This window comes from Streptococcus suis (assembly GCA_022354845.1).
Taxonomy (GTDB): domain Bacteria; phylum Bacillota; class Bacilli; order Lactobacillales; family Streptococcaceae; genus Streptococcus; species Streptococcus suis_AA.
Genome location: CP031970.1, coordinates 1900670 through 1927485, shown reverse-complemented (window position 1 = coordinate 1927485; position 26816 = coordinate 1900670). Strand labels below are relative to the sequence as shown.

General features: G+C 35.4%; 31 protein-coding genes, 5 tRNA genes and 1 pseudogene. 14 read left to right on the top strand and 23 right to left on the bottom strand.

All coding sequences use genetic code 11. The features are described 5' to 3' along the window. Positions 1 to 5: 5 nt before the first annotated feature. The 5 genes from D2A30_10005 to D2A30_09985 all read left to right on the top strand — a co-directional run bounded on the left by D2A30_10005 (position 6) and on the right by D2A30_09985 (position 422). Positions 6 to 86, top strand: a tRNA-Tyr gene (locus tag D2A30_10005). 7 nt (positions 87 to 93) lie between these two features. Beyond that, positions 94 to 164: transfer RNA gene (locus tag D2A30_10000), tRNA-Trp, on the top strand. Between the two features lie 7 nt (positions 165 to 171). Beyond that, a tRNA-His gene (locus D2A30_09995) sits at positions 172 to 244 on the top strand. Positions 245 to 255: 11 nt separating this feature from the next. Beyond that, positions 256 to 327 (top strand) — tRNA-Gln (locus D2A30_09990). Positions 328 to 338: 11 nt separating this feature from the next. Further along, a tRNA-Leu gene (locus D2A30_09985) sits at positions 339 to 422 on the top strand. A gap of 117 nt (positions 423 to 539) precedes the next feature. On the opposite strand, the gene D2A30_09980 is transcribed toward D2A30_09985, so the two are convergent. The 20 genes and pseudogenes from D2A30_09980 to D2A30_09885 form a co-directional block, all read right to left on the bottom strand. Next, a complete protein-coding gene (locus tag D2A30_09980; GenBank protein ID ULL21861.1) occupies positions 540 to 1673 on the bottom strand; it encodes a site-specific integrase in 1134 nt (377 codons plus the stop codon). 3 nt (positions 1674 to 1676) lie between these two features. Then, positions 1677 to 1883, bottom strand: coding sequence for a DUF3173 domain-containing protein (locus tag D2A30_09975; protein ULL21860.1), 207 nt, complete (start codon positions 1881 to 1883; stop codon positions 1677 to 1679). Between the two features lie 103 nt (positions 1884 to 1986). Next, positions 1987 to 2088, bottom strand: a pseudogene (locus D2A30_09970) (DNA-binding protein). A gap of 18 nt (positions 2089 to 2106) precedes the next feature. After that, the gene (locus D2A30_09965) at positions 2107 to 3210 is read right to left on the bottom strand and encodes a CHAP domain-containing protein (GenBank protein ULL21859.1); all 1104 of its coding nucleotides are present in this window, start codon (positions 3208 to 3210) and stop codon (positions 2107 to 2109) included. A gap of 2 nt (positions 3211 to 3212) precedes the next feature. Beyond that, on the bottom strand, positions 3213 to 5114 hold the full coding sequence (locus D2A30_09960) for a hypothetical protein (GenBank protein ULL21858.1): 1902 nt from the start codon (positions 5112 to 5114) through the stop codon (positions 3213 to 3215). Between the two features lie 58 nt (positions 5115 to 5172). Beyond that, positions 5173 to 5472, bottom strand: a complete 300-nt coding sequence (locus D2A30_09955) for a hypothetical protein (GenBank protein ID ULL21857.1) — start codon at positions 5470 to 5472, stop codon at positions 5173 to 5175. A 53-nt stretch (positions 5473 to 5525) separates the two neighbouring features. Beyond that, a complete protein-coding gene (locus D2A30_09950; protein ID ULL21856.1) occupies positions 5526 to 8024 on the bottom strand; it encodes a DUF87 domain-containing protein in 2499 nt (832 codons plus the stop codon). Beyond that, a complete protein-coding gene (locus D2A30_09945; GenBank protein ULL21855.1) occupies positions 8008 to 8424 on the bottom strand; it encodes a conjugal transfer protein in 417 nt (138 codons plus the stop codon). The genes D2A30_09950 and D2A30_09945 overlap by 17 nt, the downstream gene beginning before the upstream one ends. A gap of 8 nt (positions 8425 to 8432) precedes the next feature. Further along, the gene (locus D2A30_09940; GenBank protein ID ULL21854.1) at positions 8433 to 8651 is read right to left on the bottom strand and encodes a hypothetical protein; all 219 of its coding nucleotides are present in this window, start codon (positions 8649 to 8651) and stop codon (positions 8433 to 8435) included. Next, positions 8648 to 9589, bottom strand: a complete 942-nt coding sequence (locus D2A30_09935; protein ID ULL21853.1) for a conjugal transfer protein — start codon at positions 9587 to 9589, stop codon at positions 8648 to 8650. Before D2A30_09935 ends, D2A30_09940 begins: the two co-directional genes overlap by 4 nt. Before the next feature lie 12 nt (positions 9590 to 9601). Then, positions 9602 to 9865, bottom strand: coding sequence for a hypothetical protein (locus D2A30_09930; protein ID ULL21852.1), 264 nt, complete (start codon positions 9863 to 9865; stop codon positions 9602 to 9604). Between the two features lie 9 nt (positions 9866 to 9874). After that, entirely contained in the window at positions 9875 to 10147 is a 273-nt protein-coding gene (locus D2A30_09925) for a hypothetical protein (protein ULL21851.1), read from the bottom strand. 12 nt (positions 10148 to 10159) lie between these two features. Next, the gene (locus tag D2A30_09920; protein ULL21850.1) at positions 10160 to 10639 is read right to left on the bottom strand and encodes a hypothetical protein; all 480 of its coding nucleotides are present in this window, start codon (positions 10637 to 10639) and stop codon (positions 10160 to 10162) included. Further along, positions 10636 to 10872 (bottom strand): hypothetical protein, encoded by a 237-nt coding sequence (locus tag D2A30_09915; GenBank protein ULL21849.1) that lies wholly within the window; start codon positions 10870 to 10872, stop codon positions 10636 to 10638. The genes D2A30_09920 and D2A30_09915 overlap by 4 nt, the downstream gene beginning before the upstream one ends. Positions 10873 to 10883: 11 nt before the next feature. Then, complete coding sequence (locus tag D2A30_09910) at positions 10884 to 11363, bottom strand: antirestriction protein ArdA (GenBank protein ID ULL21848.1); 480 nt, start codon at positions 11361 to 11363, stop codon at positions 10884 to 10886. Continuing rightward, on the bottom strand, positions 11348 to 12619 hold the full coding sequence (locus D2A30_09905; GenBank protein ULL21847.1) for an XRE family transcriptional regulator: 1272 nt from the start codon (positions 12617 to 12619) through the stop codon (positions 11348 to 11350). The genes D2A30_09910 and D2A30_09905 overlap by 16 nt, the downstream gene beginning before the upstream one ends. Positions 12620 to 12849: 230 nt before the next feature. Continuing rightward, positions 12850 to 14496, bottom strand: coding sequence for a cell division protein FtsK (locus D2A30_09900; protein ID ULL21846.1), 1647 nt, complete (start codon positions 14494 to 14496; stop codon positions 12850 to 12852). After that, the gene (locus D2A30_09895; GenBank protein ULL21845.1) at positions 14496 to 14942 is read right to left on the bottom strand and encodes a hypothetical protein; all 447 of its coding nucleotides are present in this window, start codon (positions 14940 to 14942) and stop codon (positions 14496 to 14498) included. The genes D2A30_09900 and D2A30_09895 overlap by 1 nt, the downstream gene beginning before the upstream one ends. 29 nt (positions 14943 to 14971) lie before the next feature. Beyond that, on the bottom strand, positions 14972 to 15265 hold the full coding sequence (locus D2A30_09890) for a cytoplasmic protein (protein ID ULL21844.1): 294 nt from the start codon (positions 15263 to 15265) through the stop codon (positions 14972 to 14974). 27 nt (positions 15266 to 15292) lie between these two features. After that, positions 15293 to 15532, bottom strand: a complete 240-nt coding sequence (locus tag D2A30_09885; GenBank protein ID ULL21843.1) for a hypothetical protein — start codon at positions 15530 to 15532, stop codon at positions 15293 to 15295. 608 nt (positions 15533 to 16140) lie between these two features. Between D2A30_09885 and D2A30_09880 the strand changes: the two genes are divergently transcribed. The 9 genes from D2A30_09880 (at position 16141) to D2A30_09840 (ending at position 22997) form a co-directional block, all read left to right on the top strand. Next, positions 16141 to 16494: an XRE family transcriptional regulator gene (locus tag D2A30_09880; GenBank protein ULL21842.1), complete on the top strand. Its 354-nt coding sequence runs from the start codon at positions 16141 to 16143 to the stop codon at positions 16492 to 16494. Between the two features lie 11 nt (positions 16495 to 16505). Continuing rightward, a complete protein-coding gene (locus D2A30_09875) occupies positions 16506 to 16685 on the top strand; it encodes an XRE family transcriptional regulator (protein ID ULL21841.1) in 180 nt (59 codons plus the stop codon). A gap of 113 nt (positions 16686 to 16798) precedes the next feature. Continuing rightward, a complete protein-coding gene (locus D2A30_09870; protein ULL22036.1) occupies positions 16799 to 18355 on the top strand; it encodes a hypothetical protein in 1557 nt (518 codons plus the stop codon). 95 nt (positions 18356 to 18450) lie between these two features. Further along, complete coding sequence (locus D2A30_09865) at positions 18451 to 19110, top strand: hypothetical protein (protein ULL21840.1); 660 nt, start codon at positions 18451 to 18453, stop codon at positions 19108 to 19110. A 258-nt stretch (positions 19111 to 19368) separates the two neighbouring features. Then, positions 19369 to 20223 carry an ImmA/IrrE family metallo-endopeptidase gene (locus D2A30_09860; protein ID ULL21839.1) on the top strand — a complete coding sequence of 285 codons (855 nt, stop codon included), beginning with the start codon at positions 19369 to 19371 and terminating at the stop codon, positions 20221 to 20223. Positions 20224 to 20233: 10 nt separating this feature from the next. Continuing rightward, positions 20234 to 20920, top strand: a complete 687-nt coding sequence (locus tag D2A30_09855) for an XRE family transcriptional regulator (protein ULL21838.1) — start codon at positions 20234 to 20236, stop codon at positions 20918 to 20920. Positions 20921 to 20924: 4 nt separating this feature from the next. Beyond that, a complete protein-coding gene (locus tag D2A30_09850; protein ID ULL21837.1) occupies positions 20925 to 22340 on the top strand; it encodes a Y-family DNA polymerase in 1416 nt (471 codons plus the stop codon). Beyond that, on the top strand, positions 22340 to 22705 hold the full coding sequence (locus D2A30_09845) for a hypothetical protein (protein ID ULL21836.1): 366 nt from the start codon (positions 22340 to 22342) through the stop codon (positions 22703 to 22705). Before D2A30_09850 ends, D2A30_09845 begins: the two co-directional genes overlap by 1 nt. After that, the gene (locus tag D2A30_09840; GenBank protein ULL21835.1) at positions 22698 to 22997 is read left to right on the top strand and encodes a hypothetical protein; all 300 of its coding nucleotides are present in this window, start codon (positions 22698 to 22700) and stop codon (positions 22995 to 22997) included. The genes D2A30_09845 and D2A30_09840 overlap by 8 nt, the downstream gene beginning before the upstream one ends. 338 nt (positions 22998 to 23335) lie before the next feature. Here the strand turns inward: D2A30_09840 and D2A30_09835 are convergent, their stop codons facing one another. The 3 genes from D2A30_09835 to dcm are packed head-to-tail and all read right to left on the bottom strand — an operon-like array spanning position 23336 to position 26797. Next, a complete protein-coding gene (locus tag D2A30_09835; protein ULL21834.1) occupies positions 23336 to 24370 on the bottom strand; it encodes a hypothetical protein in 1035 nt (344 codons plus the stop codon). Further along, positions 24357 to 25541, bottom strand: a complete 1185-nt coding sequence (locus tag D2A30_09830) for a hypothetical protein (GenBank protein ID ULL21833.1) — start codon at positions 25539 to 25541, stop codon at positions 24357 to 24359. Before D2A30_09830 ends, D2A30_09835 begins: the two co-directional genes overlap by 14 nt. Further along, entirely contained in the window at positions 25535 to 26797 is a 1263-nt protein-coding gene (dcm, locus tag D2A30_09825) for a DNA (cytosine-5-)-methyltransferase (protein ID ULL21832.1), read from the bottom strand. The genes D2A30_09830 and dcm overlap by 7 nt, the downstream gene beginning before the upstream one ends. Between the last annotated feature and the right edge of the window lie 19 nt (positions 26798 to 26816).

Below are 26816 nucleotides of genomic sequence, written 5' to 3'. Positions count from 1 at the left end.
ATTTTGGAGAGATAGCGAAGAGGCTAAACGCGGCGGACTGTAAATCCGCTCCTTCGGGTTCGGGGGTTCGAATCCCTCTCTCTCCATACCTTTACGGGCATAGTTTAAAGGTAGAACTAAGGTCTCCAAAACCTTCAGTGTGGGTTCAATTCCTACTGCCCGTGTTCTATGGCGGGTGTGGTGAAGTGGTTAACACATCAGATTGTGGCTCTGACATTCGGGGGTTCGATTCCCCTCACTCGCCTATTTTGTTATTGGGGTATAGCCAAGCGGTAAGGCAAGGGACTTTGACTCCCTCATGCGTTGGTTCGAATCCAGCTACCCCAGTTTAACTATATGCCGGCGTGGCGGAATTGGCAGACGCGCTGGACTCAAAATCCAGTGTCCGCAAGGACGTGCCGGTTCGACCCCGGCCGCCGGTATAGTTTAAAAGACAAGGTTTCTAAGCCTTGTCTTTTATTTTTTCCTATAGAATTGTTGGCCAGAGTTACTTAAAATTTCTTCCTAATTATATATGTACATCTAATGCCTTGTATTTTCTACAATAAATCATCTAATTTTTCTGCCAAGTCTTTCTGTTTACTTGGATACAAGTGTGAGTAGGTATCAATTGTTGTTGTAATTGAAGCATGTCCTAAACGTTCTTTTACTATATGATAATCCTCACCTTGGTTTATTAAAAGGGATGCGTGGGAGTGTCGAAAATCATGTATTCTTATTTTTTTTAGTTGCCTATCTCGACTCAAGATTTTTTTATATTGCTTTTCTATACTATCTTTTGTAAGTATTACTGGACTGTTTTGAAAAATTTTTAGTTTCAATGGCTCTTTTGTAAATGCCTTTAATAGATTAAATTGTTTTTCTTTCCAAGTTTCTAGTTCAGTGATTAGCTTCTTGTTAAGGATGATTCTTCTGGTTCCTGCTCTAGTTTTTGTAGTGCTAATATGACTTACTTTATCTTTTGTATAAATTGACTTGGTTACAAAGATTGTATTTATATTTAAATCAATATCTTCCCAGGTTAATGCAAGTGCTTCTCCTAGCCTCATACCTGTAAAGTACAATACTGTGAAAAGCAGTTTTAAATGGTACTCCTCTACTGTAAATAGTTTGAGAAATTGATGGAACTCTTGTATAGTCCAGTATTTTATTTGTGGCTTTACAATTGGTAGTTTCTTTAATTGATTTACTGGATTTTGAGTGTAGTAGCCTTTTCTAATTCCTACATCAAGTATTTTTTTAAGTAAAATCATGATTTTATTGATAGTATTTGTACTTAATTTTTTTTCTGAGTTTTTAGCTCTTTTTTTTCTTAAGTGTTCTCTGAATTCATAAATATCTTCGTATGTTAATTTTCCCACATTATTTAATTTTGAAAAGTAATCTTTAATGTGTTTGTTATAGTTATTTTCCTGCGTGTTTATATAGCTAATTTTTCGTTGATTTATAACATCTTCTTCTTTAAGGAGATTATATAGTAATGGGATTGTAGCTTTAGTACCGTATTTATTGTTTTTTAATTCTACAGTTCGTAGAAAGGTTTCTGCCTCGATAGCTTCTTTTTTTGTTTTATATCCTTTACGGATGATTCTTCGTTGCTTTAATGTTATCGGATCATATCCATTACTAACATCAACATCCCAACTTCCATTATTCCTTTTTCGTATTACCATTGCCTACCCCTTTCTGAGCTTACTATCTTGTATTTCAATACCAAGTAATTCAGATACAATCGTTGCAGGTATTGTTCCAATGCGCTTGTTTTTATATACTACAAAGCCTCTTTCGACGAGCAGTTTTTTTCCTTTTCGAATTATTTGTTTTGAGGTTCCTTCAGTAAATCCAAGAAGTATTAAATCATCTTTATTTATTGTTATTATCATCTTTTCTCTCCTTTGCATTAAAAATGAAAACAAGCCCATTTCTAAGCTTGCTTTCTAGGAGATTATGAATATGAAAAATATTTGGATGATGATAGTATAATCCAAGGGTTTTTAATTTTAATCCTTCAAATCGTTTTATTAAAGCCATTTTATCTCCCCATTCTGCTTCACAGTTTTCCACAGGTACATATTTTATTTTTAGCATATTAGTTCCTTTCTAATTTTATTTCCCAATCACATAAGTGAATTGTTTAGCTGTTTGTGCATCAAAGACTCGATACGAGATAACCCCCAGACCTTGAACATTTGATTCAGAGATTAATATTGAACCGTCAGGCTTGACTTGCTCCACAAAGGCGATGTGTCCATAATACGGATGAGAACCGCCTTCACCAGGTGAAAAGCAGATTGCTGAATGTTTGGTTGGTGTTCTAGTGGTCTGATAGCCTGGTTTGTATTTCCAATCCCCACCGTTTCCCATGTATGGATCAAAAGTAATTCCGAGTTCTCGTCCTCGATTCCAAACAAACCAAGTGCACTGCCCCCAAGGGTATGAACTCGTGATATAGGATGAACTATCAATCGCTTTAGTAAGACTATAACCAGCAGGGATATTACCAGAAGTTACTCCACCTTCAGTTCTTGAACCAGACGTTTTAGGTGGTTCTGGAGTTCCACCATGTTCATCTATCCATTTATCTAATTTTTCCATCACCTCAGCACGTCCTTTTCCAGAACCAGAGGTGTCCGTAAAATATACCCCTCCGTCTCTAGCGACGTTCACAGTACCATTGGCATTTTTCTTTGCTTTTTCATCTTGGATTTTAAAGGTCTCATTACGATTATTAATAATGGATACTCTTGTTAATGCAACAACCGCTGTTTCATCATTATAGTTTGAAGCATTGTCAGGATTTGAGTCAAAGGCTCCATAACCAAACATATTAGCTCCAGGTTTAGTTGCTACACCAGCAGTCCCAAATGAACTTTCCATCTGAGCGATAGCAACTATAGCACGAACATCTAGTCCTGATTTATTAGACCACTCTAAAAGTTTTTTACCGTTGATACGGGTTTTGTCATAGGCAATTCCAGTTGAATCTAGAAATCCATCAAGTTGTTCGGCAGTAATACCATATCGATGGATTAAAATGTTGTGAGTATAGGCATCACCATTTGACCAATGGTCTACATACTGAACTCCGTCTAGAGTGGAAGCTGACCCACTGTTTGAAGTTGAACCAGCACCTATAAAAAGAAAAAGCACCGCTAATAGTGGTGCTAGTAATAGAGTAAGACAGCCAAAACGTTTAACAAACCACTTCATAATTAAACCTCCTGCTTTCTAAAGCTTCTAGGTTTTATCTGAGCGAGTTGTTCCTTGATGGCGGACTCTTTTTCAAGATAGGTTTTAAATTGGCTCTGAGGCCTATTCTGTCTGTTTAGACGCTGTGCTTGAAGCCTTTCTTTAGACTTCTGATTATAAGCAGATTGTCTCAATTGAGAGACTCTCTCTCGTTTAATTTGAATCGCTTGACCTAACTCATCTGAACGGTTTTTAGCTTCACTTGCTTTCACTTTATCACGATTATCGCCTGTTGAAATGGACTTGGCATAGTAGATACCATGCTCTGCATTTTTAAGGCCTTTTTTGACATTTAGGACTGCACTTGAAACTTGTTCAGATCGGTGAGCTTGATTCGCTTTTTCTTCTTTAAACGTAACTGCATAGCTTTCCCCTAAGGACTCAGCACGTCTAGCTTTAGAATGCGCTAGAGAGTCTGAAATGGCTTTAGATGAGGATTGATACGCAGTACCAGCAACTTGTCTTGATTTCGTTTTGATTGCTTGTTTAGCAAGTGTCGTAGAACCGGCTAGAACACTGCCTGCAACTGCTAATTTGGCCTGAGAGTTCTTCTGAACTCTGCCTAAAGTATTCTCTTGTATCTTTCGTCCAGCCTGATCAACACGCTGAGTGAAACGATTTGAGATATGGCGAATACGATCTGCTGTTAAAATAGAAAGGAAGTAATTCCGCTTTTTCCAAAGGATAACCAAGACAATAGCTTTTAAAACATAACCAACAATCATATTGTCAAAGCCAATAGCTGTTGTGATAGCAGTAAGGACACTATTGAAGTAAAGAGCAATGGTTGCAATAAATGTCATTAATCCACTTAGGACGATTGTTCCTCCAAGCTTTTTAATGATATTGAAGAGAATATTTTCAAAGGTTGGAATCATTGAAAAGATTAAGGTAAATGGTGTAAAGACTAATAGTATCAGAATAGCGATATTCAGAATAAATTGCATAATTGCAAAGAAAACTAAGATAAGTCCCATTAGTAAAGCCTCTAAAACCGCTACAAAGGCGTATGAGAACATAGCACCCCAATTGGATTTTAACATGTTATTCTTAGGTTCTTTTTCACTGCCTGCCATCTCAGAAATTTTAGTTTCTTCAGATCCATCACTGACTTTATAATCATCATCGCCATCGTTATATGCGACTAAGCTTTTAAGTTGCTCTTCGGACAATTTAAACTTTCCGTCAGTTCCTGAAGTATCTGAATTCATGTAGGTATAGGGTACCCAAATAGCAGACTTTGAGTATTCAGTTAGTGCACCATCTGTATTAGGTGCATCTATGGCTGTCCCATTTAAACTTTTAGTAACTGTAGATGATAAGTTTGTCGTGATAGAAGCTGTATTCGTGTAAAAGCGAGAAACAACATAAGATCCATCACTATATTTTGAAAAGAAGAGTATACCACAAGTAAAGACCAATAAGAGTCGAATCAACGTTCTAAAGAAAGAACCGTGTTTAACAAAATAAACATAGGATAAATATAGTGCCATACTTGCACCAATAAACGGTAACATCGCTCCTTGTAAACTTGAAAAAATAGAAGCCGTTGCTGTGATGATATCTGATACATAAGTTGCAAAAAGTTCAGCAGAGTAAACCAATTTTTCATAGACAGACGAAAAGATGGTGAAGAAGAATTTAGCTAGCCAAAAGACTGATTGGACCAGTTTGTTAATAAGATATAGCATTGTTGTGTCTAAACCGAACCAAGAATCTTTGAACCAAACTTTACTAGTAATTTGTGACAGATTCTCTTTGACATACTGGTAATCAATTTCAGAAGCAAATACACTTATTCCTGTAACAAGCGAGGTTAAGATAGTCGATAGAAAAATAATAGGTTTTATTCTTTTTGGATTCATTGTACTCCTTTCTAGTTAAAATAAAAAAGCACCTTGTATGAAGGTGCAAATAAGTTAGTTATCCATATAATTCAATTTTAGTAGGCTCTATGAAATCTTCATAAAATGATTTAATAGATGTTGAAACATACTCAACTGACGCTAGAGGTGTTTGTTCTAATAAAAGAGTGTGGGAAGACATCGACTCGATTACCTCAAAAGCAACATCAAACTCTTTTTGTTCACAAATTTTCAGGAAATCTGCTACAAATTTCTTTAATTCAGAAGGGGTCTCACCCTTGAAAACATTCTTAGAAATACGAATTTCTAGGTTGTAGAGTTCATCTTGAAGATTATCTAGCAATTCTTGTGTGTCCATAAAGGTAAACTCCTTTTATATTTAGTATTAGATGATTGTAGTCTATCATAAATTTAAATAGCCTTCAACTTTGTTTCGACAGTATCAAAGAGTTGGGTGATTTCAGGGAACATGCCATCAACCGTAATTCGTTCTTTTCGACCAAAGGTATCTAGAAAAATACATTGAGCCATGGTCATATTGCCTAGCCATTCAGATGTTGTAGTGTTTTTCGGTATCTTTAGATACTCTAACACTGCATCAATTTCAGTGTCCTCTAAGAAAGCAAAGACAGAACCAAAACCAGTACCATCTTCTTCACTAGATAAGTCATGGACGGATTGGGTGATAAATACTAGGAAGTTGTTTTCAGATCGGCCAACACGTTTCATCCGTTTTAGAATTTGTTTTCCAACTGTAGTTGAATTGAAAAACCATGCTTCATCGAAAAACTCAATCGTTTCAACTGTTCGATCTTGCTTTCCAAATTTGGTACAGTAATACCCTAAAGCGTACATAATTGTTAGGCTTTTCTTATCATCAGGCGTTAGTTCAATATTGGATTTATCATTAGGTAGGTTAAGGCCATTGATTTCTAAGATTGTAATTTTTGAATCAACTGAAATAGCCTCATTTTGACCATTTGAGAATCCAAGCGCTAGAATAGATTGATTGACTGCTGTTAAGAGGAAATCCCCAGCCTCTTGAACAGATTTGTCATCATGTTTCATTAGGTCCTTAAAGACATGAATCATGCCAACCTTTTCGCCACGTTCCCGTTTGGCAAGGTATTTATCCAAACTCTTTAAATAAGCATTTCGGATTCGTAAGCTATTGTCTTTGCCTAGAAGGGTATCGATCATAGAGTCTGCTAGGTCACGAGCCTCTTGACCTTTTAGAAAGACAATTGGATCTAAGACACCGTGGTTCTTATCATAGCGAGCATCCAAAGTAATAAAGTTAATCGATTTGATGTAATTCTGAAGTTCTTCAAAATCGCCTGATTCCTCATGTTCTTTTAGAACTTTTTCATATTGTTTCCGCATTTCTGCTTTGGGATCAATGTAGAGGATTTTCGTTTTTAGAAATGAATGATATGTGAATAGTAATTTGGTCAAGAAGGACTTTCCTGTACCTGTTTCACCGATGATGGCTACATGTGGGTTATTTGTAGACTTATCTTTGACTCCTAATTTATTGGCTTGAAGAAGGTTTGTAAAGACAGGTATTGAAGAGGCTTCAATAGCTTTTTTGTAATCTCCTTGCCAGGAATCGATTTGGTTGTCGATACGCCCAATAGAAAACCCAATATCTGTACCTACCTTCTTTGTCATAAAGAAAAGATTTTCGCAAAAAGCTTCCAAGGACATCGCCTGGAGGAAGTTTCTATCTTCACTGGATAAAGTTTCAGTCATTCGATTCTTATAAAACAGATAGACTTGATCTGCATTTGCCCGAACAACTTCAACAGAAAGTTGGTTTAAAGTCGCATAGAGAAGGTCGTATTTGGCTCTCAACTCATCTAAAGTAGAAGCAGTGATTGTTAGAGTGTGTAAATAAGTTACTAATGGTTCGTTCTTATCAAATTTTCCTTGTAGGTCTTCTAAGAGGAATTTACTCTTAATGACAGACCCTTTTTGAACGTCCTCAACTTCCTCTGCTTCTGAGATAGTGTTTTTTAGTCGTTGTCTTGCACGCTTTGCCTTTCCTAACAGTGAGAAGACGCCTTTAGGTAAAGAGAATTGAATTTTAAAATCCGACTCAACCGGAAAGCGAAGTGCTTGTAACTCTTCTTGAAGGTGTAAGTAAGACATATTCTCAGGCAGACTGTTGATTGGCAAAAAAGCGACATAAGAACTTTCTCCTAGATTGTTTAACTTGAGGATATTGATATGTTCAAACTCAATGTTGGTCTCATCAAGATTTTCTATAGAGTTAGTAATTCGCATTATTTCAGTGTCTTTCTGATAAAGCTGACCTCTTAGAAATTGGTGACGTTGGATGAAGATATTTTCATTAGTGGAGAGTGGTCGAGCATTTAGAAGGGATAGATTGTTCTCAAGGATTTCTTTTTGACCTTGATAAGATTCTTGCCAATTACTTGGTACGGTCTCGCCAATGCCGAGGGTGTTTAGTACTAAGTTTCTGGAAGAACGATAACCTTCATAAACCACTGATTTGAGATCCATTGAAACAGTCAAAGATTTTAAAGGTACCAAAAGAAAATATTGATATTCATAAAGTTGGCCAATATCTGTTTCCAGATAGTCAATCGTTTTGTTTAAGACATAGTCGGCTAAGTCTCCAACTTGTGATTCCCAATCAATATCAAGCGCTAGTTTTTGATAACGACTGTAAAGGTCTAAATCCATAGGAATCATCCGAATCTCAAAATCATGATAACTTCTTAAATGGCTAAGGGCTGTGTAGATTAAATCTTTATGTTTTTCTTTGGTTTTACCATCAACAGAATTAATCACTTTAGAAGGTATCTGATAAATAGCAAATACTGAACCATCCTTTCGAAGAATGAGATTGTCTTTAATATCCCAGATATTATTTTGATAATTCATTGGTCTCCTTTCGTTTTGTTATATTTTGGGGACGCTTATAAAGCAATCCTTTATTGAGGTAGACAGTATCGTATCTCATGCCATACTGGAAGTAGTATTTAAAATAGTCCCAAAGATAAACGATAAAGGTTTTACCATCAATAATAAGATTAGCTAGTGTCTCTGATAATCCCCAGGCAATTAGAGCTGACACTGTTAGTCTCAGTCCCATCGGAAGAAAGGCTAATACCTTTTCTGATGGGAAAAATAGGAGACTAAAAATTGTTACAGTATAGACAATGCGCGAAAATTTTATTGGTGATTGCAGTGAGAAATCATCATTTATTTTTTGAATCCAGTAGGGTTGACTGAGAGCTTGCTTATAGGAATAGAGCTGTTTATCCTTTAATTGGTCACTCATATTACCTCCTATCCAAAGATCTGAGCCATGATGTCTGAAACGCTATTAAGGACAGTTGTAGGATTATTTAGAAAGTAAACAGTAGCTCCTCCAATACCAATTGCCATGATGGCCCGTCCAATACGTTGATCACGAACGGCCTCGATAAATTTCCAACCTGCGAAACCTGCAACAATCCAGATTCCGATGTTTGTTACGAACCATTGAAAAAGATTTTGTAATGTCATTTAGTTTCTCCTTTAGTTGTGTTAGTTTTTGTGTAGTTTTTAGGAATAGTGTGTTTTAAAGATTGAACAAAGTAGGACTCATCTTTTGGTTGAAGCGATAAAGTGAAGTTTTCACTGTGGGTGTTACCAGCAATTTCAAACGTGACTTGTGCAAAGGCCATTACTTTTTTGCCATCACTTTTGTAGTAAGAATAATCCAAACTTTTGTACGTTGTGTTTTCTAGTGCTGAGATGTCTTTAGCTAACAAGTCTAGATTTTCTTGATTAGTTGTATAGTTAGTGAAGAAGAGGTTTAGAAAGCTGTCCAAATCCTCTTTTTTCTCACTTTCTGTTTCTGTATCATCAATTAATTTCAATTTGTCTTGAGTAGCAAAACCTGTGGCTTGTTGCTCCGTGAGAGGGATGAACCAAGGCAAGCCAGAAATATAGTATTGGTTTTCTTTGACCCCAAAAGGAATCGCAAAACCAGTTGTTATTTCTTTAACATCATCTCCCTTACCTACAGAGTATGTCACTTGATAGGTAGCTGTATTGTCCTTAATACTTAATAAACGAGCACTGACAAGGGATGAAGGTGATTTGGTATGTCCTTGGTTTCTTGTTTCTGGAACACTATCATAGAAGCTATTGAGCTTTTCAATTTCATCTAGCTGAATTGCATTGTCCTCAGACAAATTGAAGTACGCTTTAACATAATCGTTAAGGTAGTATTGAAGGTGGTAGTCAGTTGTTGTCGTATCTTTTGAAACTTCCTGAATGATTGTTTGAGGCTTGTTAGAGCGAGTTAGGCTTACAATAATAGAAAGTGTTGCAAGCACAACAATGGCTATTAAGCCTCCTAGAAATAATCGATTCATCCATTTTTGATCAACCTGTTTCATTTCAATCTTTTGTTTTGGTTTTCGTCGTTTCAGGAAAGTTGGTTTTATGTTTTTCATTGAACTCCTTTCTTAAATTAATATCTTAGCTGTCATTGCACCATTAACAATGACTTCTAGAGTTGATTTCTTAATCAAACCACCTTTTCGGAAGATAAAGGTCATATCATAATATTGAGCTTCCTGTTCAATGGTGATTTCCTTTCTTTTTTGGAAGACTTCACCTTTGACCATTTTGTCTATCTGGGTGGCATTTTCTGTTAAGAACTCTTTGACAAAATAAGACAGGCGAGCTCTAAACTCACCTGTATCTTGTCTCAGCATTTCTATTTCCATTAGACCTCCTTACTGTTGAGATAGTTCTAAGAGCTTATGCCCCTTAGCAACCAAACGTTTATGTAAGCTATTAATCTCATTATTTGTGGCATAATAACCTTTTAGTTCGGTTCGGATACTATCCAGTTGATCTGCTGGGAGTTGGATGACTTCTTCAGTCTTCAATAGACCGTTAAGCCGTCCAGCAACTGTCCAAGCTTCATCAAATTTGTAACTGGTTAGTAGTGTTGAAAATTCAGCTATCGCTGATAGAATATCTTTTTCTAGTTTTCCTTGTGTCATCATGACCTCCTATTAGTTTGGTAAGATTCGTTTGTAAAACCCTTTGGGTGTATTGAGCAATTCACCAGAAGAGAGATACTTCTGTATACAGTTGACCCAATTGTTGTTTTGATAGAAGATGTGAATAACCTCGTTATTGTCATAGTCTTTTAGAAGTTCGCACAGGGCTTCTACCTCATTCTGACTTGCAAAGCGGTAATAAACCGTCACAATGTCTTTCACTTTCCAGTGACGCTTTAAGAGGTAAACAATGATGTATTCGTCATTATCGTATAACCCTTCGAGACAGAGCTTTAGTAATTCAATTTCCTGAAAAGTTAAATTTGTGGTTACTCCCCAATCAACAATTTCAGTGATAACTAATTGACTATCATAAGAATAGCCTTTTTCAACCAAGCGTTGTCTGATAGCCTCCTCATTAAAGCGAATAAGATCTACCTGAGCCAGCTCTTTAGACTGTCCGTTTTGTAGGATTCGAATGGTTCCAATCATCCATACATCAGTCCTTCCACAAACTCGTCATAAGCGAGCCAATCATTTGAGAGATCAAAGGCTTGTTCTTTTGTGAGAATTCCTTCGTCCACAAATTTTTCTAGTTCTCGTCGTATTAGTCTAAAAACTTCGCTGAGTTGGAGATCCGTATGAATTTCTTCTTCATCGTTACGGTACCAAACCCAGGTAACGCCTTCTTGACGATAGCGAGAACGAGCAGTATATATTTCCATAAGTTTCCTTTCTATTGCCAAGCATAGTATTGATCTGAGATGACACAGTTTAGTTCAAGGCGTGCATCACGACCATAAGCTTCATAATCAAAATACGGTTGGATATTATCAGGGATTTTAATGACGCTTAATTCTTCAATGAGATAGGCTCCAAAATCTTCATCCCTACTAACTTCAGCAACAGTCCAATTATTGATATCAAACTCTTCAATAAAGTTATCGATAGAATTATAGTGGATAATCCAATCATTTATCAGAGAGCTGTAATTATCAGGGATTTCTTGTAACTTCTCAGCAAGACGATTAAGAGAACTAATAGAGGTATATTCATTGATGATACCGTTAAAATCATCCCAATCCGCAATTAGATACTCATCGTGATCTGATAGGCCTAAACTTTTTCGAATGGTTTGTTCTGATTCCGGGAATTCAAACCATTTATATAGGCCAGTTTGTATATTTTGAATACAGATTTTTAAGTTACTTGCCACTCTTTACCTCCTTTCACAAGTTCATTCTGATGAGAAACATAACTTTCTTTTAAATACTTTAGTTCGGTTTCCATCCGATCTGTTAGTTTTCCAGTATTTCGAATCATTTCCAGGTATTGGGTATTCATGATTTTATCTGCCTCTTCCACAAATGATAGCGAATTGGAAACTTGGTAAAGCAACCAACGAACTGTTCGATCAATGGAATAAGGTTCTGGTTGGACAGATAATTTTAATGGGTCAGCTGATCCGAACATATCTTGCCATTTAGGATCAGGGATGTAGGCTCCGTATTTCCCAACGCCTTCAAACACCTCCATTTCTTGATTAATTAATCCACGGGCTAAGTTTCCTAAATCTTGACCTAGCACGTAGTGTTCAACTAACTTTTGAGCTTTTGCTTGTGACAAACGAATTTCATATCGATTCCAGACGCCAAATATTTCTAGAGCCTCTTCAACACTTATCCCTTCCTTTTGAGCGAATTCATATCGTTTCTCATAAAAGTTAAAAAACATATTGGATTTACGTGATCCAAAGTAAAGCGATATTCCTTGTCTATCCTCATTCTCAGAATGACTGTTTAGATTTCCACCACCGATATGACTCCAAGTTCTAAGGCGGTCAAATGTAACAAGGTGTTGGTAAACTTTGTTAATCATATCTGATAGATGAAAGTGTGTTTCTTCTTGATCATACCCACGGTAGAGTTCATCTAATGCTAAGTCTATCCGAGTAACTTTCATGTCAGAACGTTCATAAAGTATTTTTTCCAAGAATTCCCTCCAAGAGATCCCTTCTCTTTCAAGAACCAGTTCCATCTGTCTACACCCTTGACCAGAGAGTTGTAAGGTGATTTGGTAATTGTTTCGATCTTCTTTATCAAAGTAATCAAATATCCAAATATCACCACGCTTGTAGAGGTGATTATAGGTCATCATGGTTGTTTCTTGTGAAGTGAACTCATTAAAGCTAACATAGAGGTAAGTTTCAACAAAGTCTTTTAAATGACGGACTTCTTTAAAGGTGATTCGCAGATAGTCAATCATAAGACGTAGAGGATGAGGGCTGTCTGAGAAGGAGTATCCCATCTTGGTCTTGATTTCCTTGAATTTTTCGAGAGTAAATTCTCGTCTTCCTGTTTCATAGGATTTTAGACTTGATAAGCTTACTCCAGCAACTTCTGCAAATTCCTTTTGTTTTAGTCCAAGACTAGCTCTAAATTTTCTTAGTTGTTTGCCATCAATAATAGTCACTCCTTTCTATTTTTGAGAGTAGGTGTACAGTTTTTGGCAAAAAAGTGTACAGTTGTTTAATTCTCTAATCCCTTGACCCACAAGGCTTATGGAGGTTTCACTACGTGATTTTTTCAAATCTCTACCCCCATATTATAATCTGGGGGTTGTGAACACGATTGAAGTGAGTTTTCGCCTTACCCACCCTGCTCTGTTCGCTTCGCCTCCGGCTCGCTCCCAGGGGTGGGGCGTTAACTCACCTCAACCGCTGATTCCTTTTGAGACTGATAATAGGCCTCAACTGCCTCTTTATAGGTCGTGCTGGTGTCGTCAATAGAATTAAAAATAACCCCTAGTGTATAGAGGTCATCCTTACCAAATAGCATTTTTCCATCTTTTTTGGTGAAAGTAGAATAGCCTCCTTTCTCTATGAGATTGACCAGTTTTTTCACCTGGTCGTAGGTTTTATCGAGTTTTATTTTCATTTCAGAAATAGTGAATTGTTCAGGTTCAAAATCCACAAATGTTTTTACAAGTTCACTCTCTGTAGATGTAATCACTGAATCTTGATGAGGTGTCATCTTGAGAAATGCATCTTTAAAAGAGAATCCTTTATCAAAAGGGACGTTGGGAGAGAAGAACTCACGGGCAATCTCACCAGCGTTAGCAATATAACCCCGTCCGACAACTTTTTTCCCGTCAATTTCATCAATGTATTTGAACTCTTTGTTTCTATTGGCATCTCCGTACATCATGGTATAGCCAGTATCTTCTAAGTGTCCTACTGAGAGACGTTTCATAAACTGATCCCGTAAGCTTGTTTTGATATATTCACCATCAGGCCGTTGCATGGCCATGATGACAAAGATGCCAGCTTGTCTAGCTTCTAGAATCAATTGTGTGAGGTATTTATTGACCTGTTGTTGGAGTTGGTAGTTGCCTTCTAGTTTTGCCATGAATGCTGCCCACTCATCAAAGAAGATGAATTTAGGACGTAAGCCAAACTGAGAGAAGTTCATCCCAGCCACATAGTTAGGCTGACTTTTCATGTAGCGGTAACGCTCTTCCATTCCCTCGACATTGCTTTTGAGACAGTCTACAATTTCCTCCTTAGTGATGAAGACGTGTCCTTTAAAGATTGGCACGTCCGCAAAAGAAGAGAGGTCAGATTGTTTCGGGTCACAAATATCAATATCAGAAATCGGAGCTAGTCCATAGAGAAGAGTCATGAGAAGAACGGTTTTCCCACCACCAGTACCACCCCCAATCAGTAAGTGAGGTTGTTTTACAAAGTCCCAATAGACGTCTTTCATTAATCGGAGGCCTTGTTTTGTAACTTTAATCTCTTCTAGATTTAAACGTCCTGCAAACTGATCTATAGCTATCTCGTAAGTGACAAAACCTTTGGTGAATTTCTTACCCGTAAAGTCTCCATCGTGTTGGATTTCAAGTGTATTTCCGAGATTAAGAAAACGATCCTGGAATTTATTTCCTTGAAGAATGAATGAAGCTTTCAGGCCGTACTTACTTTGCTTGAGGTAAACTTTAGGGAGAATGATTTTTTCTTGGACTTGTTTATCTCGTTTGAATTTCTTTGTAGTATAATAACCGTTTTCTAAGAGAAAGTTTGCCATGATTCTCAGGTTGTTCCATTTTGAGAATACCAACAGATTTAGATAGCCTAGTTGGTTCAGGATAAAGACCAGCCCTAAGCCGATGACTAAAATAGTTCCTGTTGTGAGACTGTAATAGACAGGCTCTAGGAGCAAATTATCTTTTTCCAACCAAAGAAAAAAGCCACTTCCAAGGAGAAATGGCATGTAAAGTATTAGCAAGGTAATCCCTTTAATGTGTTTATGGTACTTTCTGACTCTTCGGCCACGCTTTTTCCAAAGCATTAGTCTTTAGCCTTTGCTTGTTCAGGTTTTGGAGCAGGAGAGCCTTTCTTTGAAATGGTTTGGGCAAAGAGCTTGTAAACACCACCAGATACACTGGAGTAAGTCACGATAATACCAGAAAGTTCCACTTCATCACCAAATTTAAGACCAAGGCTTTCTACCTCACTTGGTAGCATACCAATAATTGAGAACTCTTCTGTACCATGCTGGTTAGCTGATTTAATAGCCACCTTAGTAGCAAGAATTTCCCCTGTTGCGACTTGGGGATAAGAACCGTCCATATTTCGAGGTTGAGTGGTATCATCTTCGTATTTTTGTTCCACTTCATTAATCCCACGCCAGGTCAATTTACCAAAGACTTCTGGAATGTTAAGAGCTGATGTAATGTCCAAATAACGCTTATCTGTAATTTCTACTTTATCAAATTTTAATCCAACTTTTGCCATAATTTATTTTCCTCTTTTCTTTCTGTTTTTTATTTTTTCACAATGAGTTTGTCAGCATAGACGTTTAGAGCAGGTGCCATATCCCGACCATTAATGGCATCTGGATAGAAAATTGGGTTAACCAATTCCACCTCGGCATCCTCTTCAAAAACTTCAGCAGTAGCGGGAGTAATCACATAAAACTGAAGATGCTTTTCATTGACTACTTCATGACGTTGAAATTGTCCTTGTTTCCCAAAGACCGTACGGGGAGCTGTTCCTAGTTTTTCATAGATAGCTGTTCCAATAAAATTAGGGTTCATTTTAAGTGTTTCTTTAATCATAATAGTTCCTTTCAGGGTATAAAAAAATCAAGCCATAGCTTGATGAGAGTGATAATATTGTGTAATTAAACGGCGATAGTAGTTGCCGTAAAAAGTTAATTCCCCATGTGGGTAATGTGCTTTTTTTAAACACTTTAATTGATCGCTTAAGTGTTCTAAAGTATCTACATACAAGAGCCTCAGTAAGTGTTTATCATAACCATAGACACCTGCTGAGAAAGTAAAATTGGTATAAATCTGTTTTAGTTTCTGTTCACAATAAGTCATAACTTCCTTTCTAAATAGTAAAAGCTACTAGTAGAAGGTGATGTCAGACTAGTAGCTTAGGTGTTAAGAGATGAAACTTGCTCGAAGATTTCCAGTCCTGTCATGGCAAGTCTTCATCAATGGTTATTTGGTTGAGAAAAGAAGAACTCCTTTCTCACGGTGGCAACGTTTAGCAAGGTGCATTGCGTCAATTACCATCGCTGTCCCAGCCAATCCGCTAGACCGATACTCGTATCCAGAAGATTCTCTTATGCCTTTTGGCAAAGCCGGTTCACTTTACTATTCGGAAAAGTGCTAAAGTCCGATATGCGTGTGGGTATCTCCCAAATAGAGAATTCAACTCCAACCAGGATACGGACTTGACATTTTTGTCATGTGTGATACAATAAAGGTACGAAGTTTATTGTGTGTTTGTCGGTCAGTCCTCTGGTTGTCAGACGCACATTTTTTATTAAAGATTTCAAGGGACGTTGTTTGGTTTCAGATAATGCTTATTATTTTTTGAAACCAGCATACTCAACTGAATATATTTATATTATATACTCAAATGAGTATATTGTCAACCCTTTTTATAAAAAAATCGAAAAAAATTTTAAAAGAGGTCTATCATGGGATTCCCAGAACGCTTAAAAGCCCTACGTTTAGAGGCAAATTTAACTCAAAAAGAAATTGCTGAGCAGTTTGGTATAAAGCAACCTAACTACCAGCAATGGGAGAGTGGAAAACGAAAACCAGGTTTTGATACTATTGAAAAGTTTTCTAATTTCTTTGGAGTATCTGCCGATTATTTGTTAGGTAATACTGATAATCGAGCAGTTGAAGAAGATGAGCTTGCGGAAGTAAGTATGCTTTTCCGTGCAACATCTTTAGACATGACTGATGAAGAAAAAGCTATTTTCAAGCAAGAACTTCTCGAGTTCATGAAGGAACGTCAGAAGTTGTTTGATGAGGATAAGAAATAGGAGATTGACTTTTGAGATTAAAAGAGTTGAGAATTGAAAAAGGGATAACTCATAAGCAGTTATCAGATGATATTGGCGTGCCTGTTAGGACAATCTCACGTTGGGAAAAAGGTGAGACAGATATGCTTCTTAAGAATGCAATTAAACTTGCGGAGTATTTTGATGTAACAATGGATGAGTTTGTGAGGTGATTTACACCTATATAAGAATTTTGGGACTGAATATTCCCGAATTCTTTTTTATTTTCGACAAAAATCTTGTATAATTTACTTAACCTAATGAAATGAAGGCAATGGTATTTTCAATGAAAGATAGTATCTTTAAAAGTGACCCAAAAAAAGTGTTCGTAAGCACTATAAAAAGAAAAGAGCATGACCAAACTTTTAATGAATACATAAGGAATTTATCCAAACAGAAACCAAATAATAGTGGTGGATGGGGTGTAAAGACTCAGGAATTAGCTTGTAGAGTGGGAATAGAATATGAGATGTTTAGGAAAATACTAAACCAAACTAAACCAAACCAGCCTCGAGATTGTATCATAGCGATATGTGCAGCATTATTCTTATCAACGAGTGAAACTAATAAAGCCTTGTTCTATTACGATGATTTGCCAAAATTAGATGATTCAACTGGTTGTAGAGATTTTTTTATTATCGAAACTCTAGAAGCAAATTTTGATAGAGAAACTGACTTAATGGAGGGTGTGAATAATATCAACAAAAAGTTAAGTTATTACCAATTCTCTGAACTAAGACTATCTAATCGAATCAAGACCAAGGAAGCTCAAATAATACCAATTAAATCAAGATATGATACGGATTATAAAGTAGAAACTGAAATAAGTTCGAGTCAATATTTTTATCAAAACTCATTGTGTGAACTTTATAATCCGATGCATTATAGTGCTAGAAGCTATATGAAAATATTTGAAGAAAATAAGGAAGACACTACATTAGTTTGTCAGAGCAATGATGATAGATTATACAGATACAAAAGCGCAGTGGATAGAGACGTTTTAGAGGAAGACTCTGAGCTGTATGACCTATTTTCCAGCCATATAAAAGATTCTAACCTAAGGGAACTAAGAAAATATTATGAAGTCGATTTTGATTCTAGAAATCATGGTATGAGAAAAAGTGCAAAATACATTGATGGGAGTATTGTTTTATTTGCAGAATCTTATAATTATATTCAACCGCAACGAAATGAATATGTTTACGCCGAACTATCTAAAGGAGTCTTTACTTTTACTATTTTGAAAAAGAGTCAATTTATGTGTCGTTACCTAGATAAAATGGAGTTTGAAAAGTATTACCCACAAAAACAATATATGTCAGAGAGAAATAGAATCAGTTTTACTTCTCTTGAAAGTCTGAGGGATTTTTGTGAAAACAAAAATTATATTAGTCCATATACGAATTCAGCCTACGGCAGTTATTTTTCAACATTAAAGAAAGTTCTAGAAGAACTTGCTAATAATTTGAAAGAAAGAAAAGAATATATCAGACAATTTGATGAATGTTTTGATAATGTGCCTTGGAGAATCTATGAATTTTATAACGTTATAGAAGAATTTGAGTGTGAAGAAAAAATGGAAGTATACAAAGAGGAAAATCCATTTGATGCGAAATACGGAGTAGACGATGGAAAAGAAATAAGTGATTTTCTGGGTTACGATATTTTTACGTGGATTGAGGCACAAAAGGATGAAGCAGAATTTGAATATAATAACCAAAAGGTGAGATTAAGAAAGGAGGACTTAAAATTTGCTTTTGAGCTTGGGATAGATGATGTTGAAGAAATTTGTAAATTCAAATTAAAATATCTTGATTCATTAAAAATTTATGAAGAGTTATAAATATAGAAAACGGGACTCAAAAGTCCCGTTTTTGCATTGTCGAATATCGAATTAATTTGTAGAATAAATCTATAAAGTAAAAGAGGTAAATAGCAATGACTAACAAGGAATACGTGCAAAATTTATTATTAGCCAACGACATTATCTATATTGACACTTCTTCTTTAATGAATGTTGAAGAATTTAAGGTATTTATTGAATCATATAGCGAAGATTTTCTTAATTTTGGAATGAAAATTACAGTTACTAGAGAAGTGTGCTTGGAAATCGTAAAGCATCTAAGTTCAGAACACATTGAGAAGCAGACAAAGGCTAAACGTGTAATAGATATCTTCAAAAATTTTAACACCATTTTTATTTTTGAAGATGAGAATCTAACTAGTCATGAAGCTAATTTTGCTTTTGCAGATTCAGAATTACTTTCTAGAATGACAAAAAGTAAAATAGATTATAAGCAATTACTTATTACAAATGATAAGAACTTGTGTATAGATGCCTTTAATCTAAACACTTTAAATTCTTGTAAAGGGCAACAAATAATGGTTTGTTATATCAATAGAAACGGGAAATTGCATAAGGGAATAACAGAACCTTTAGAAAAGAGAGAGAATAAAACAGTAGAAGCTTATGAAAACTCTTTTGCAGATAGAACAGAAGAATTACCTGGTACACCTGCTAGAAATACTATCAAAAATTGTTTTTTCGGTGCCTGTTTGCTATTAGTAGGGTTTAGATTAGGAAAAATCGTTAAATAATTTAAGATTGGAGTGACAAAAATGGATAAAAATATGATTGAATTTCTAAAAACAAGTGATGCAAAATTCTATGTTATACTTGCTTCTGGATTAGTAGTCTTTTTAAGCTATAAAGGTCTAGATATAGAGGCGAATGGTATAAAGGTAAAGTTAGGTCTAAACAATTCGACTAAGCAATATATATAACTATCAGTGGACAATCGTCCGCTTTTTTAGTACAATATAGTCAGTTTTTTAACTGACAAGGAGGTGAAGTATTTGGGAGACACCCTTTCAAAGATTAGTTCAGTTGTTAAATCACAACTTTATCCCTTTATCAAACTAAGAAAATTATCTCTCTTGTCCTATACTTTTGAAGATTTCTTTGACTTTGTTATCTCTGAGAATGATATTAAGGTGTTAGGACATCATTTTTCCAATCGTCAGATTGATGGTCTTACCTTAATAGATTCAGTAGGAATTTCGCTTTCCTACGAAAAAGAGAATCCAAAAGTACGTCAGAATTTTACCAAATGTCATGAATTGGGGCATTTTTTGCTGAGTCACCATGGTACAGTCTTTACCGAACTAAAAGAAAATCAGACTGCCCCTGAGGAAGTTGAAGCTAATTATTTCTCAGCTTGTTTGCTTATGCCTGATATAGTCTTGTTGTCTAAGATTTACTACAAAAAATCGAGCTTTCAGGAAGTTGCTAATTCTCTTCATGTGTCCTATGAAGCATTGAATATCCGTCTTATAGACTTGCTAACTTACTTGACGGGTGAGAGCAAAGACTCATTTATTCAAACTGTTCATCACTATCAATCAGGAGATAATAGAAAAATTCTAGAAAGTTTTGCTAGAGTTCATGATAGCATTGTCTCGGAGTACAACTCTTATGATCCTAGACCAGTGGAAAAGTTATCCTATCTTCTGAGTCAAAAAGATTTTGTTACTGATAAAGAGGTGGCAGAATTATCTCAAACAAAATTCAGAAGCACTGTTTCCTCGACCAGCGTAGGAACTTGGGCGTATTATGACAAAGGCATAGCAATCTTTTATGCTTGGAATAAAGAAAAGTTGACAGAGGGTCAAGCTTATCAAAAAGCGAAAGACATATATTATTTAAGTTAAGGAGGTAACTATGTTTTCATCAGAAGCTCTCAAAAAGAGACGTACAGAATTAAAAATCAGTCAAGCTGACATGGCTAGAAAGCTTGATATTTCCCGTCAGTCCTATTTCACTTGGGAAAGTGGAAAGACAAAACCAAACAGTCATAACATCGAAAAGTTGGCAGATATTTTGGGTGTGTCAACGGGCTATTTTGAATCAGAACATAGGATTGTAGAGACTTATCTGAAACTCAATGATATTAACCGTGTAAAGGTTGAGGAGTATGCAGAAGAATTGCTTACTGTCCAAGAGGAAAGTAAAGTTGTTCAACTATACAGTATCAAGGTTATTGATGATGTTGAGCTGTCTGCTGGTCTAGGGGAAAGTACCTATGATGAAACTGATACCGTAGAAGTCTTTTCAGAAACAGATTACCAGTATGATATTGCCACATGGATTAAAGGGGATTCTATGGAGCCTGTCTATGCGAGTGGGGAAGTTGCTCTTATCCGTGAGGGTGGCTTTGACTATGACGGAGCAGTTTACGCTGTGGTCTGGAATGAGAGAGCTTATATCAAGAAGGTTTACCTAGAAGAAGATGGCTACCGCTTAGTATCTCTCAATCCTGACTATTCAGACATGTTTGCCTCCGCAGAAGACAATCCAAGGATTGTAGGAAAAATCATTGGTCACTTTATGCCAGTAGTGGGAGGATAAATCTATGGGCTATTTTGATTATTCAAGAGAGCCTAAAAGTGATATTGCCTTTATTGATATGAAGTCTTTCTATGCCAGCGTTGAGTGTGTCGAGCGAGGGCTTCACCCCTTAAAAACGTCTCTTTGTGTCATGAGCAGAGCGGATAATTCAAACGGCTTGATTCTTGCTTCATCACCTATGTTTAAAAAGGTCTTTGGTAAGCAGAATGTCGGAAGAGTATATGACTTACCCTTTGATATACATACTCGAAAGTTTTCTTACTATAATGCCAAACGTCAAGGGATTGAAATTACACCTGAGTATGTTCAATTTGTCGAAGAATGGGCAAAGGTGACCTTTATTGTCCCACCAAGAATGAGTCTCTATATCGAAAAGAACCTAGAAATCCAGCGTATTCTACAAAACTATGGCAGTCCAGAAGATATTCTCCCTTATTCGATTGATGAGGGATTTATTGACCTGACAGGCTCTCTAAATTACTTTGTTCCTAACAAAAACTTGTCCAGAAAAGAAAAGCTGGATGTGATTTCAAGTAAAATTCAACACGATATTTTCCGACAGACAGGCGTTTACTCAACCGTAGGCATGTCTAACAGTAACCCACTTTTGGCTAAGTTAGCGTTGGATAATGAAGCCAAGAAGACGAAAACCATGCGTGCAAATTGGTCTTATGAGGACGTAGAAACCAAGGTCTGGGGTATTCAGGAAATGACAGATTTTTGGGGAATAGGCAGTCGCATGAAGAAACGACTCAATGCTTTGGGAATTATGTCTATCAAGGAACTAGCTAATAGTAATCCTGATGTCCTCAAGGCTCATCTAGGAGTCAATGGTGTTGACCTTTTCTTTCACGCTAATGGAATTGATGAAAGTAACGTCCATAAACCCTATAAACCAAAATCTAATGGCATAGGCAATTCTCAAGTATTGCCAAGAGATTATGTCAGACAGAAAGAAATTGAGATAGTCCTTTCGGAAATGGCAGAGCAGGTAGCTGTCCGTCTCAGAAAAACAGGCAAGAAGACGACTTGTGTTTCTATTGGCGTAGGTTATTCTCGAAGTGAAGGCAAGAAAAGTATTCATGCTCAGATGAAGATTGAACCAACAAATCAAACAGAAACCTTGAAGAATCATGTTCTGGTTCTGTTTCATAAGAAGTATAGTTCAGGAGCGGTTAGAAGTATTAGCGTTTATTATTCACAATTAGTAGACGAATCTTTTGGACTTATTTCATTATTTGATGACGTAGAAAAAATTGAGAAAGAAGAAAGGCTCCAGTCAGCAATTGATACCATCAGACAAGAATTTGGTTTTACTTCTTTACTAAAAGCTAATGCTTTAGCAGAAGGGTCACGAGTAATCGCAAGAAGTAAATTAGTTGGTGGTCATTCAGCTGGAGGATTAGATGGATTAAACTAGTGATAGATAGAAGTTATTTACCTTTTCAATCAGCTAGAGATCATCAAGACCGTGGTATGATGAAATGGATGGGCTTTTTCTTATCTGAGCATACTACATCTCTAGTTGAAGAGAAATATAAAATAAAATTTTCAGATGAGCTTAGTTTGCTTGATAAGCTAACACTTATCTCACAACTCTATGCAGGTCAACTTGAAGGACAATTTACTGTAAAAAAACACAATCAAAAAGTCACCTATCATGGACAGGTGACGGAAATATCCAAAGATGGAATTGTAATTAAATCGGATAGTAAGTTTCATTTGGTTGAAGTTGAGACTATCCTAGATATTCAATTAGCAGAAGGAGGAATGGAAAGTGGATAGGAATGAACTTTATAAAGATAAGCTACAGATAGACTATTTTTCAGAAAGCTATATCAAGTTTGAAGAAGATTTTTATCGTCACTCAGCAGATGGAACTCCCTTAACATTTATCATTGATGATATACTATTATCTATGGCATTATCTCATAAAAACTATTTTAAGCTCAATAAGGAAAGGTCAATTGATGGACGAGACCATTATTTCCACTTCCAAGTATCTTTGGAGAGAGATAACAAAAATGTTAGGACGTTTCAATACGTGGGACATAGTACAAATCCAAAAGTAATTTAAGTTGTATTTGAGGTCTTTTCTTACATATATATTCTAATTAATACAAAATTTTACATATAATCTTCTTGAAGCAGTCAGTGTATACTATACTGGCTTTTTCGCTTTGTTAAACAATTTAGTTTGGTTATAATGGAAATTTTAAGAAAAATCCGTTATAAAAGGCATTGTTCAAGCTAAATTCAAAACTGCTAAAATGTCGGATTATCACTTTAAAAAAATGACTTAGGAACTGCTCTAAGTCATCATTTTAGTTACACATAGAAAAATTCAATTCATATTAAAGGAGTTTAGTATGAATTGTGTGAAGACTAGATAGATAATAGATATGAAAGTAGTCTTTATTTATCAATACTATCCATTAAAATTTTGGATATAATTGTATGTCCAGCTCCAGAAGAATAATTTGAATACGTACCATTCGGCACCCAGTTTTCATAATTGTCATTTATCCTTTCGATTGCAGTTTTTATTTCTTTTATAAGAATTTTATCATCAACTGTACCTCTTGATTCATCCTTGTTTAAATAGTTAATCAGGAACTTAATAATTGCACTTGAACCAATAGTTCCTTGAACAATGCTATTCTTTCCTTCATTGAAAAGTTGAGGCCATTTTTTCTCAAATGAATCCCAAATGGAATTAATTATGTTGAAACAAAGATTTATGTATTTAACTAAGTCTGAGTTTTCACTTAAATCAATAAGATTATGCTTTACTAAATAATTTACAATTGGCATGTAAGCTCTGACAAATGTATTGAGAGAGATTGTTTTTCCAGTTGATCGAGGTGTACCTTCCCAGGCAATATTATTTAAGAAATGTGAACCATCAGTGGTATCCATTTTTCGAGCAGTTTCTACCAAAATAAATTGTTTTTTTGCTGTTTGGTCACTCGAGTCTAGGCCAGAATGTAAAGTTTTAGCAATGAGGGCTAACGATGTGTCAACTTTTTTAGAAGTTTTATTAATGGTAATAAATGTATCTACTTCGAGTTTTATTGTTGGTTTTTCTAAAACGATAATATTAAGTTCAAAGTCGTTAATCATCTCAAATAGCTCAGGTTTGTTGTCTTGGATATTTTTAAATGCACTAACCCTATGCTGACCATCTACAATGAATAAGTTTGAATCGCCATCTCGTCTAGAACAGATAATTGGACTAGGGAAAAGAAAGTTGCCTTGTCTAAATTCATCAGTGATATATTTTACAATTTTTAAAACATGTTTTTCATTAATTTCACGCTGGTAACCAGTGAAATTTATAGAATCGAAAACATCAACTTTTGTTGAGCGAATTAATTTTTCCAACGTAATATTTTGTGATTCAATCCAATCTAATTCTGAATGGATTTGATTTATCTTACTTGTTGACATTTTTTTCAAACCTTTCTGTTTTAAAACCTAACTTCGATAACATTCCCAAAAATTCAGCGTTATCCTCTGTAATTAAATCGTTTTGTTCATCTTCATCCTCATCGATATCAGAACCAAATAATTCTGGATCATCTGTCTCATCCAAACCCATATTTTTTATTATGGAAAATATTAAAGTATCTAGAAATTCAGTTTCCTTTATATTAAAGCAATAATCAAAAATTTTTTTAATAGTTTCCATTTCGTTTTGGTAAAGTATACCTGATAATATTTCTTTTAAACTTGAGTATGTGTAATTTTGTTTTAGATTTGAAATTGAATATTGGAGTTTTGATTCGATATTTTTTTTAACAATTAATTGGGATACTAAATCTTCTAAAGTATTTATATTTCTGTAAATGAAAACATTGAAGAAGATTGAATAATAGTAATGAGAGTTCAATGGTTCTAAGAAGTTAATTTCTTCAAGGTAGGTTGTAAATAACTGTTTTAATAAATCTTCTTTTTTATATGTTTCTTTATTTAGATGAAATAGTTGTTTATCAGAACTAGTGAGAGTTTCCCAAATGTTTTCAACACTTTCTTTCTTTTGATTAATTCTGAAATCAAACTGACTAGGTTTGTAAATTGAACTGTGTTCTACTTCACCCCACAAATTATGAATTGAAGATTTAATTTGTATTTCAAAACCAAACTTTAGAGGTGTGTCATTTTCTGGTGTGATAAAACCCTGGAATTTCATTATTGAGTGACCATTTACTTGCAAATTTTTTGGGTTTTTTTGGGTTTCAGGGATTTCAACGTTTTGTTTTTTTGTTAAAAAGTCAATTAAGGCATTAGCAAATTTTTCCTCTTCATTGAAGAATAATGTAGTAATTCTAAATCCAATATAGTCATGAAGGCTTTTGCTAAGAGTTTTCATATTTGCTTCATCGTCATTATCAATGTAAGTCCAGTTACTAATACAATCACTCCTTATGAGCTTATCAGCGAAACTCACATCGGATTTAATTCTGTTTTGTTTACCAATTATTCTACTGGAACTTTCAGATTTCAGGAACTCTTCTAGATAATTGTTTAATGAAATATTGGCTTTGCCTACAGACCCGGAAAGCTTATCAAAGATATTTAACCATTTGTCTTTACGTTCCATACTATTATTATTTACCATTGTCTAATATATTCTCCAATTTTTCTCACTATTTCAGTAACAAGTGCATTTCCCATAAAAAACATACGCATCTTATCTGATACCTCAACAATTGAACCATCAGAGAGCTTTTTCTTAGCAGTCCAATTATCAGGGAAGTCTTGTAATCTTTCAGCCTCTACTGGTGTAATGAGACGGTAACGATTATTAACTTTAAGGAAGTGAGTGGACCTGTTAACTGTTCCTTCTGAAGTTAACATGGTACGGCCAGGAAGATTGAGATCATCTGTCGGTGACATCCCCCCTTCAGAATAGATGTATGAATGACCATCAGCAGAAGTTCTCTCAATTCTTTTTGGTCCTCTCAAATATTGAAATTTCTCTAATTTAGATTGGTCTGTCAAAAAGTATTTTTCTGGAACGTCTTTCTCAACTTGTAAAATTTCCCCTAGTGTAATAGGATTTCCATCATAATCAGGTTCAGTGTCAATAGAATAATATTTTCCATGTCGCATAACACCTGTATTCCAAACGGTACCTGTAAAGTTATCTGAGACTTCAACAATATCATTTGCTAATTCATAAAAGACCTGTCGTTTTTTTACTGGAGAATGTTTGATAGGAAATTGGGTAGCAAATAAACCTGTATGATAGATGTAGTCATCGTATCTATTGTCATCAAATACGAGATCATTTGTTTCATATTTATTATCGATACTTTTAGCAAAGTCGGTATCATTTCGATAGACAAAGAAAAAGACACGTCGACGACGTTGACTACGGCCATATTCAGCAGCATTAATCACACGCCATTCTACAGAATAACCAAGGTTATTAAAAGCAGTTAGCATGATTGCGAAGTCACGTCCACGTTGTTTAGATGGAGCTTTTAATAAGCGGTCTACATTTTCCAAAACTAAATATTTCGGTTTAATGATACGAGTAGCCCGAATAATTTCCCAAAAAAGTACTCCTTTTTTACCCTCAATACCTTGTTCATTTTTTTTACTACGGGCCACTGAATAATCTTGACATGGAAAACCACCGACAATCATATCCGCATCCATTTCAGCAAATCTCTCATCGCTAATATCAGAAATACTAATATTGATGTTTTCACTATCTGGAAAATGATAGTCATATACTTCAAAAGCGTCTTGAGATTTACGTGAGGGTTCCCATTGATTTGCCCATTTTGTTTGGAAGTAATTTTTATCGGCATTTTCAAGACCGATACGGAACCCCCCAACTCCAGCGAACAGTTCTAGAACTTTCATTAATAACTCCTAAATTTAA

What these genes read in the sequence shown, in the direction of transcription:
- D2A30_09895 (ULL21845.1), bottom strand. Translation starts at nt 14,942, where the DNA reads ATGGCAAAAGTTGGATTAAAATTTGATAAAGTAGAAATTACAGATAAG.
- D2A30_09915 (ULL21849.1), bottom strand. Translation starts at nt 10,872, where the DNA reads ATGGAAATATATACTGCTCGTTCTCGCTATCGTCAAGAAGGCGTTACC.
- D2A30_09950 (ULL21856.1), bottom strand. Translation starts at nt 8,024, where the DNA reads ATGAATTATCAAAATAATATCTGGGATATTAAAGACAATCTCATTCTT.
- dcm (ULL21832.1), bottom strand. Translation starts at nt 26,797, where the DNA reads ATGAAAGTTCTAGAACTGTTCGCTGGAGTTGGGGGGTTCCGTATCGGT.
- D2A30_09960 (ULL21858.1), bottom strand. Translation starts at nt 5,114, where the DNA reads ATGAATCCAAAAAGAATAAAACCTATTATTTTTCTATCGACTATCTTA.
- D2A30_09890 (ULL21844.1), bottom strand. Translation starts at nt 15,265, where the DNA reads ATGATTAAAGAAACACTTAAAATGAACCCTAATTTTATTGGAACAGCT.
- D2A30_09935 (ULL21853.1), bottom strand. Translation starts at nt 9,589, where the DNA reads ATGAAAAACATAAAACCAACTTTCCTGAAACGACGAAAACCAAAACAA.
- D2A30_09930 (ULL21852.1), bottom strand. Translation starts at nt 9,865, where the DNA reads ATGGAAATAGAAATGCTGAGACAAGATACAGGTGAGTTTAGAGCTCGC.
- D2A30_09830 (ULL21833.1), bottom strand. Translation starts at nt 25,541, where the DNA reads ATGGTAAATAATAATAGTATGGAACGTAAAGACAAATGGTTAAATATC.
- D2A30_09940 (ULL21854.1), bottom strand. Translation starts at nt 8,651, where the DNA reads ATGACATTACAAAATCTTTTTCAATGGTTCGTAACAAACATCGGAATC.
- D2A30_09865 (ULL21840.1), top strand. Translation starts at nt 18,451, where the DNA reads ATGACTAACAAGGAATACGTGCAAAATTTATTATTAGCCAACGACATT.
- D2A30_09965 (ULL21859.1), bottom strand. Translation starts at nt 3,210, where the DNA reads ATGAAGTGGTTTGTTAAACGTTTTGGCTGTCTTACTCTATTACTAGCA.
- D2A30_09900 (ULL21846.1), bottom strand. Translation starts at nt 14,496, where the DNA reads ATGCTTTGGAAAAAGCGTGGCCGAAGAGTCAGAAAGTACCATAAACAC.
- D2A30_09880 (ULL21842.1), top strand. Translation starts at nt 16,141, where the DNA reads ATGGGATTCCCAGAACGCTTAAAAGCCCTACGTTTAGAGGCAAATTTA.
- D2A30_09980 (ULL21861.1), bottom strand. Translation starts at nt 1,673, where the DNA reads ATGGTAATACGAAAAAGGAATAATGGAAGTTGGGATGTTGATGTTAGT.
- D2A30_09835 (ULL21834.1), bottom strand. Translation starts at nt 24,370, where the DNA reads ATGTCAACAAGTAAGATAAATCAAATCCATTCAGAATTAGATTGGATT.
- D2A30_09920 (ULL21850.1), bottom strand. Translation starts at nt 10,639, where the DNA reads ATGATTGGAACCATTCGAATCCTACAAAACGGACAGTCTAAAGAGCTG.
- D2A30_09850 (ULL21837.1), top strand. Translation starts at nt 20,925, where the DNA reads ATGGGCTATTTTGATTATTCAAGAGAGCCTAAAAGTGATATTGCCTTT.
- D2A30_09975 (ULL21860.1), bottom strand. Translation starts at nt 1,883, where the DNA reads ATGATAATAACAATAAATAAAGATGATTTAATACTTCTTGGATTTACT.
- D2A30_09945 (ULL21855.1), bottom strand. Translation starts at nt 8,424, where the DNA reads ATGAGTGACCAATTAAAGGATAAACAGCTCTATTCCTATAAGCAAGCT.
- D2A30_09870 (ULL22036.1), top strand. Translation starts at nt 16,799, where the DNA reads ATGAAAGATAGTATCTTTAAAAGTGACCCAAAAAAAGTGTTCGTAAGC.
- D2A30_09925 (ULL21851.1), bottom strand. Translation starts at nt 10,147, where the DNA reads ATGACACAAGGAAAACTAGAAAAAGATATTCTATCAGCGATAGCTGAA.
- D2A30_09885 (ULL21843.1), bottom strand. Translation starts at nt 15,532, where the DNA reads ATGACTTATTGTGAACAGAAACTAAAACAGATTTATACCAATTTTACT.
- D2A30_09955 (ULL21857.1), bottom strand. Translation starts at nt 5,472, where the DNA reads ATGGACACACAAGAATTGCTAGATAATCTTCAAGATGAACTCTACAAC.
- D2A30_09855 (ULL21838.1), top strand. Translation starts at nt 20,234, where the DNA reads ATGTTTTCATCAGAAGCTCTCAAAAAGAGACGTACAGAATTAAAAATC.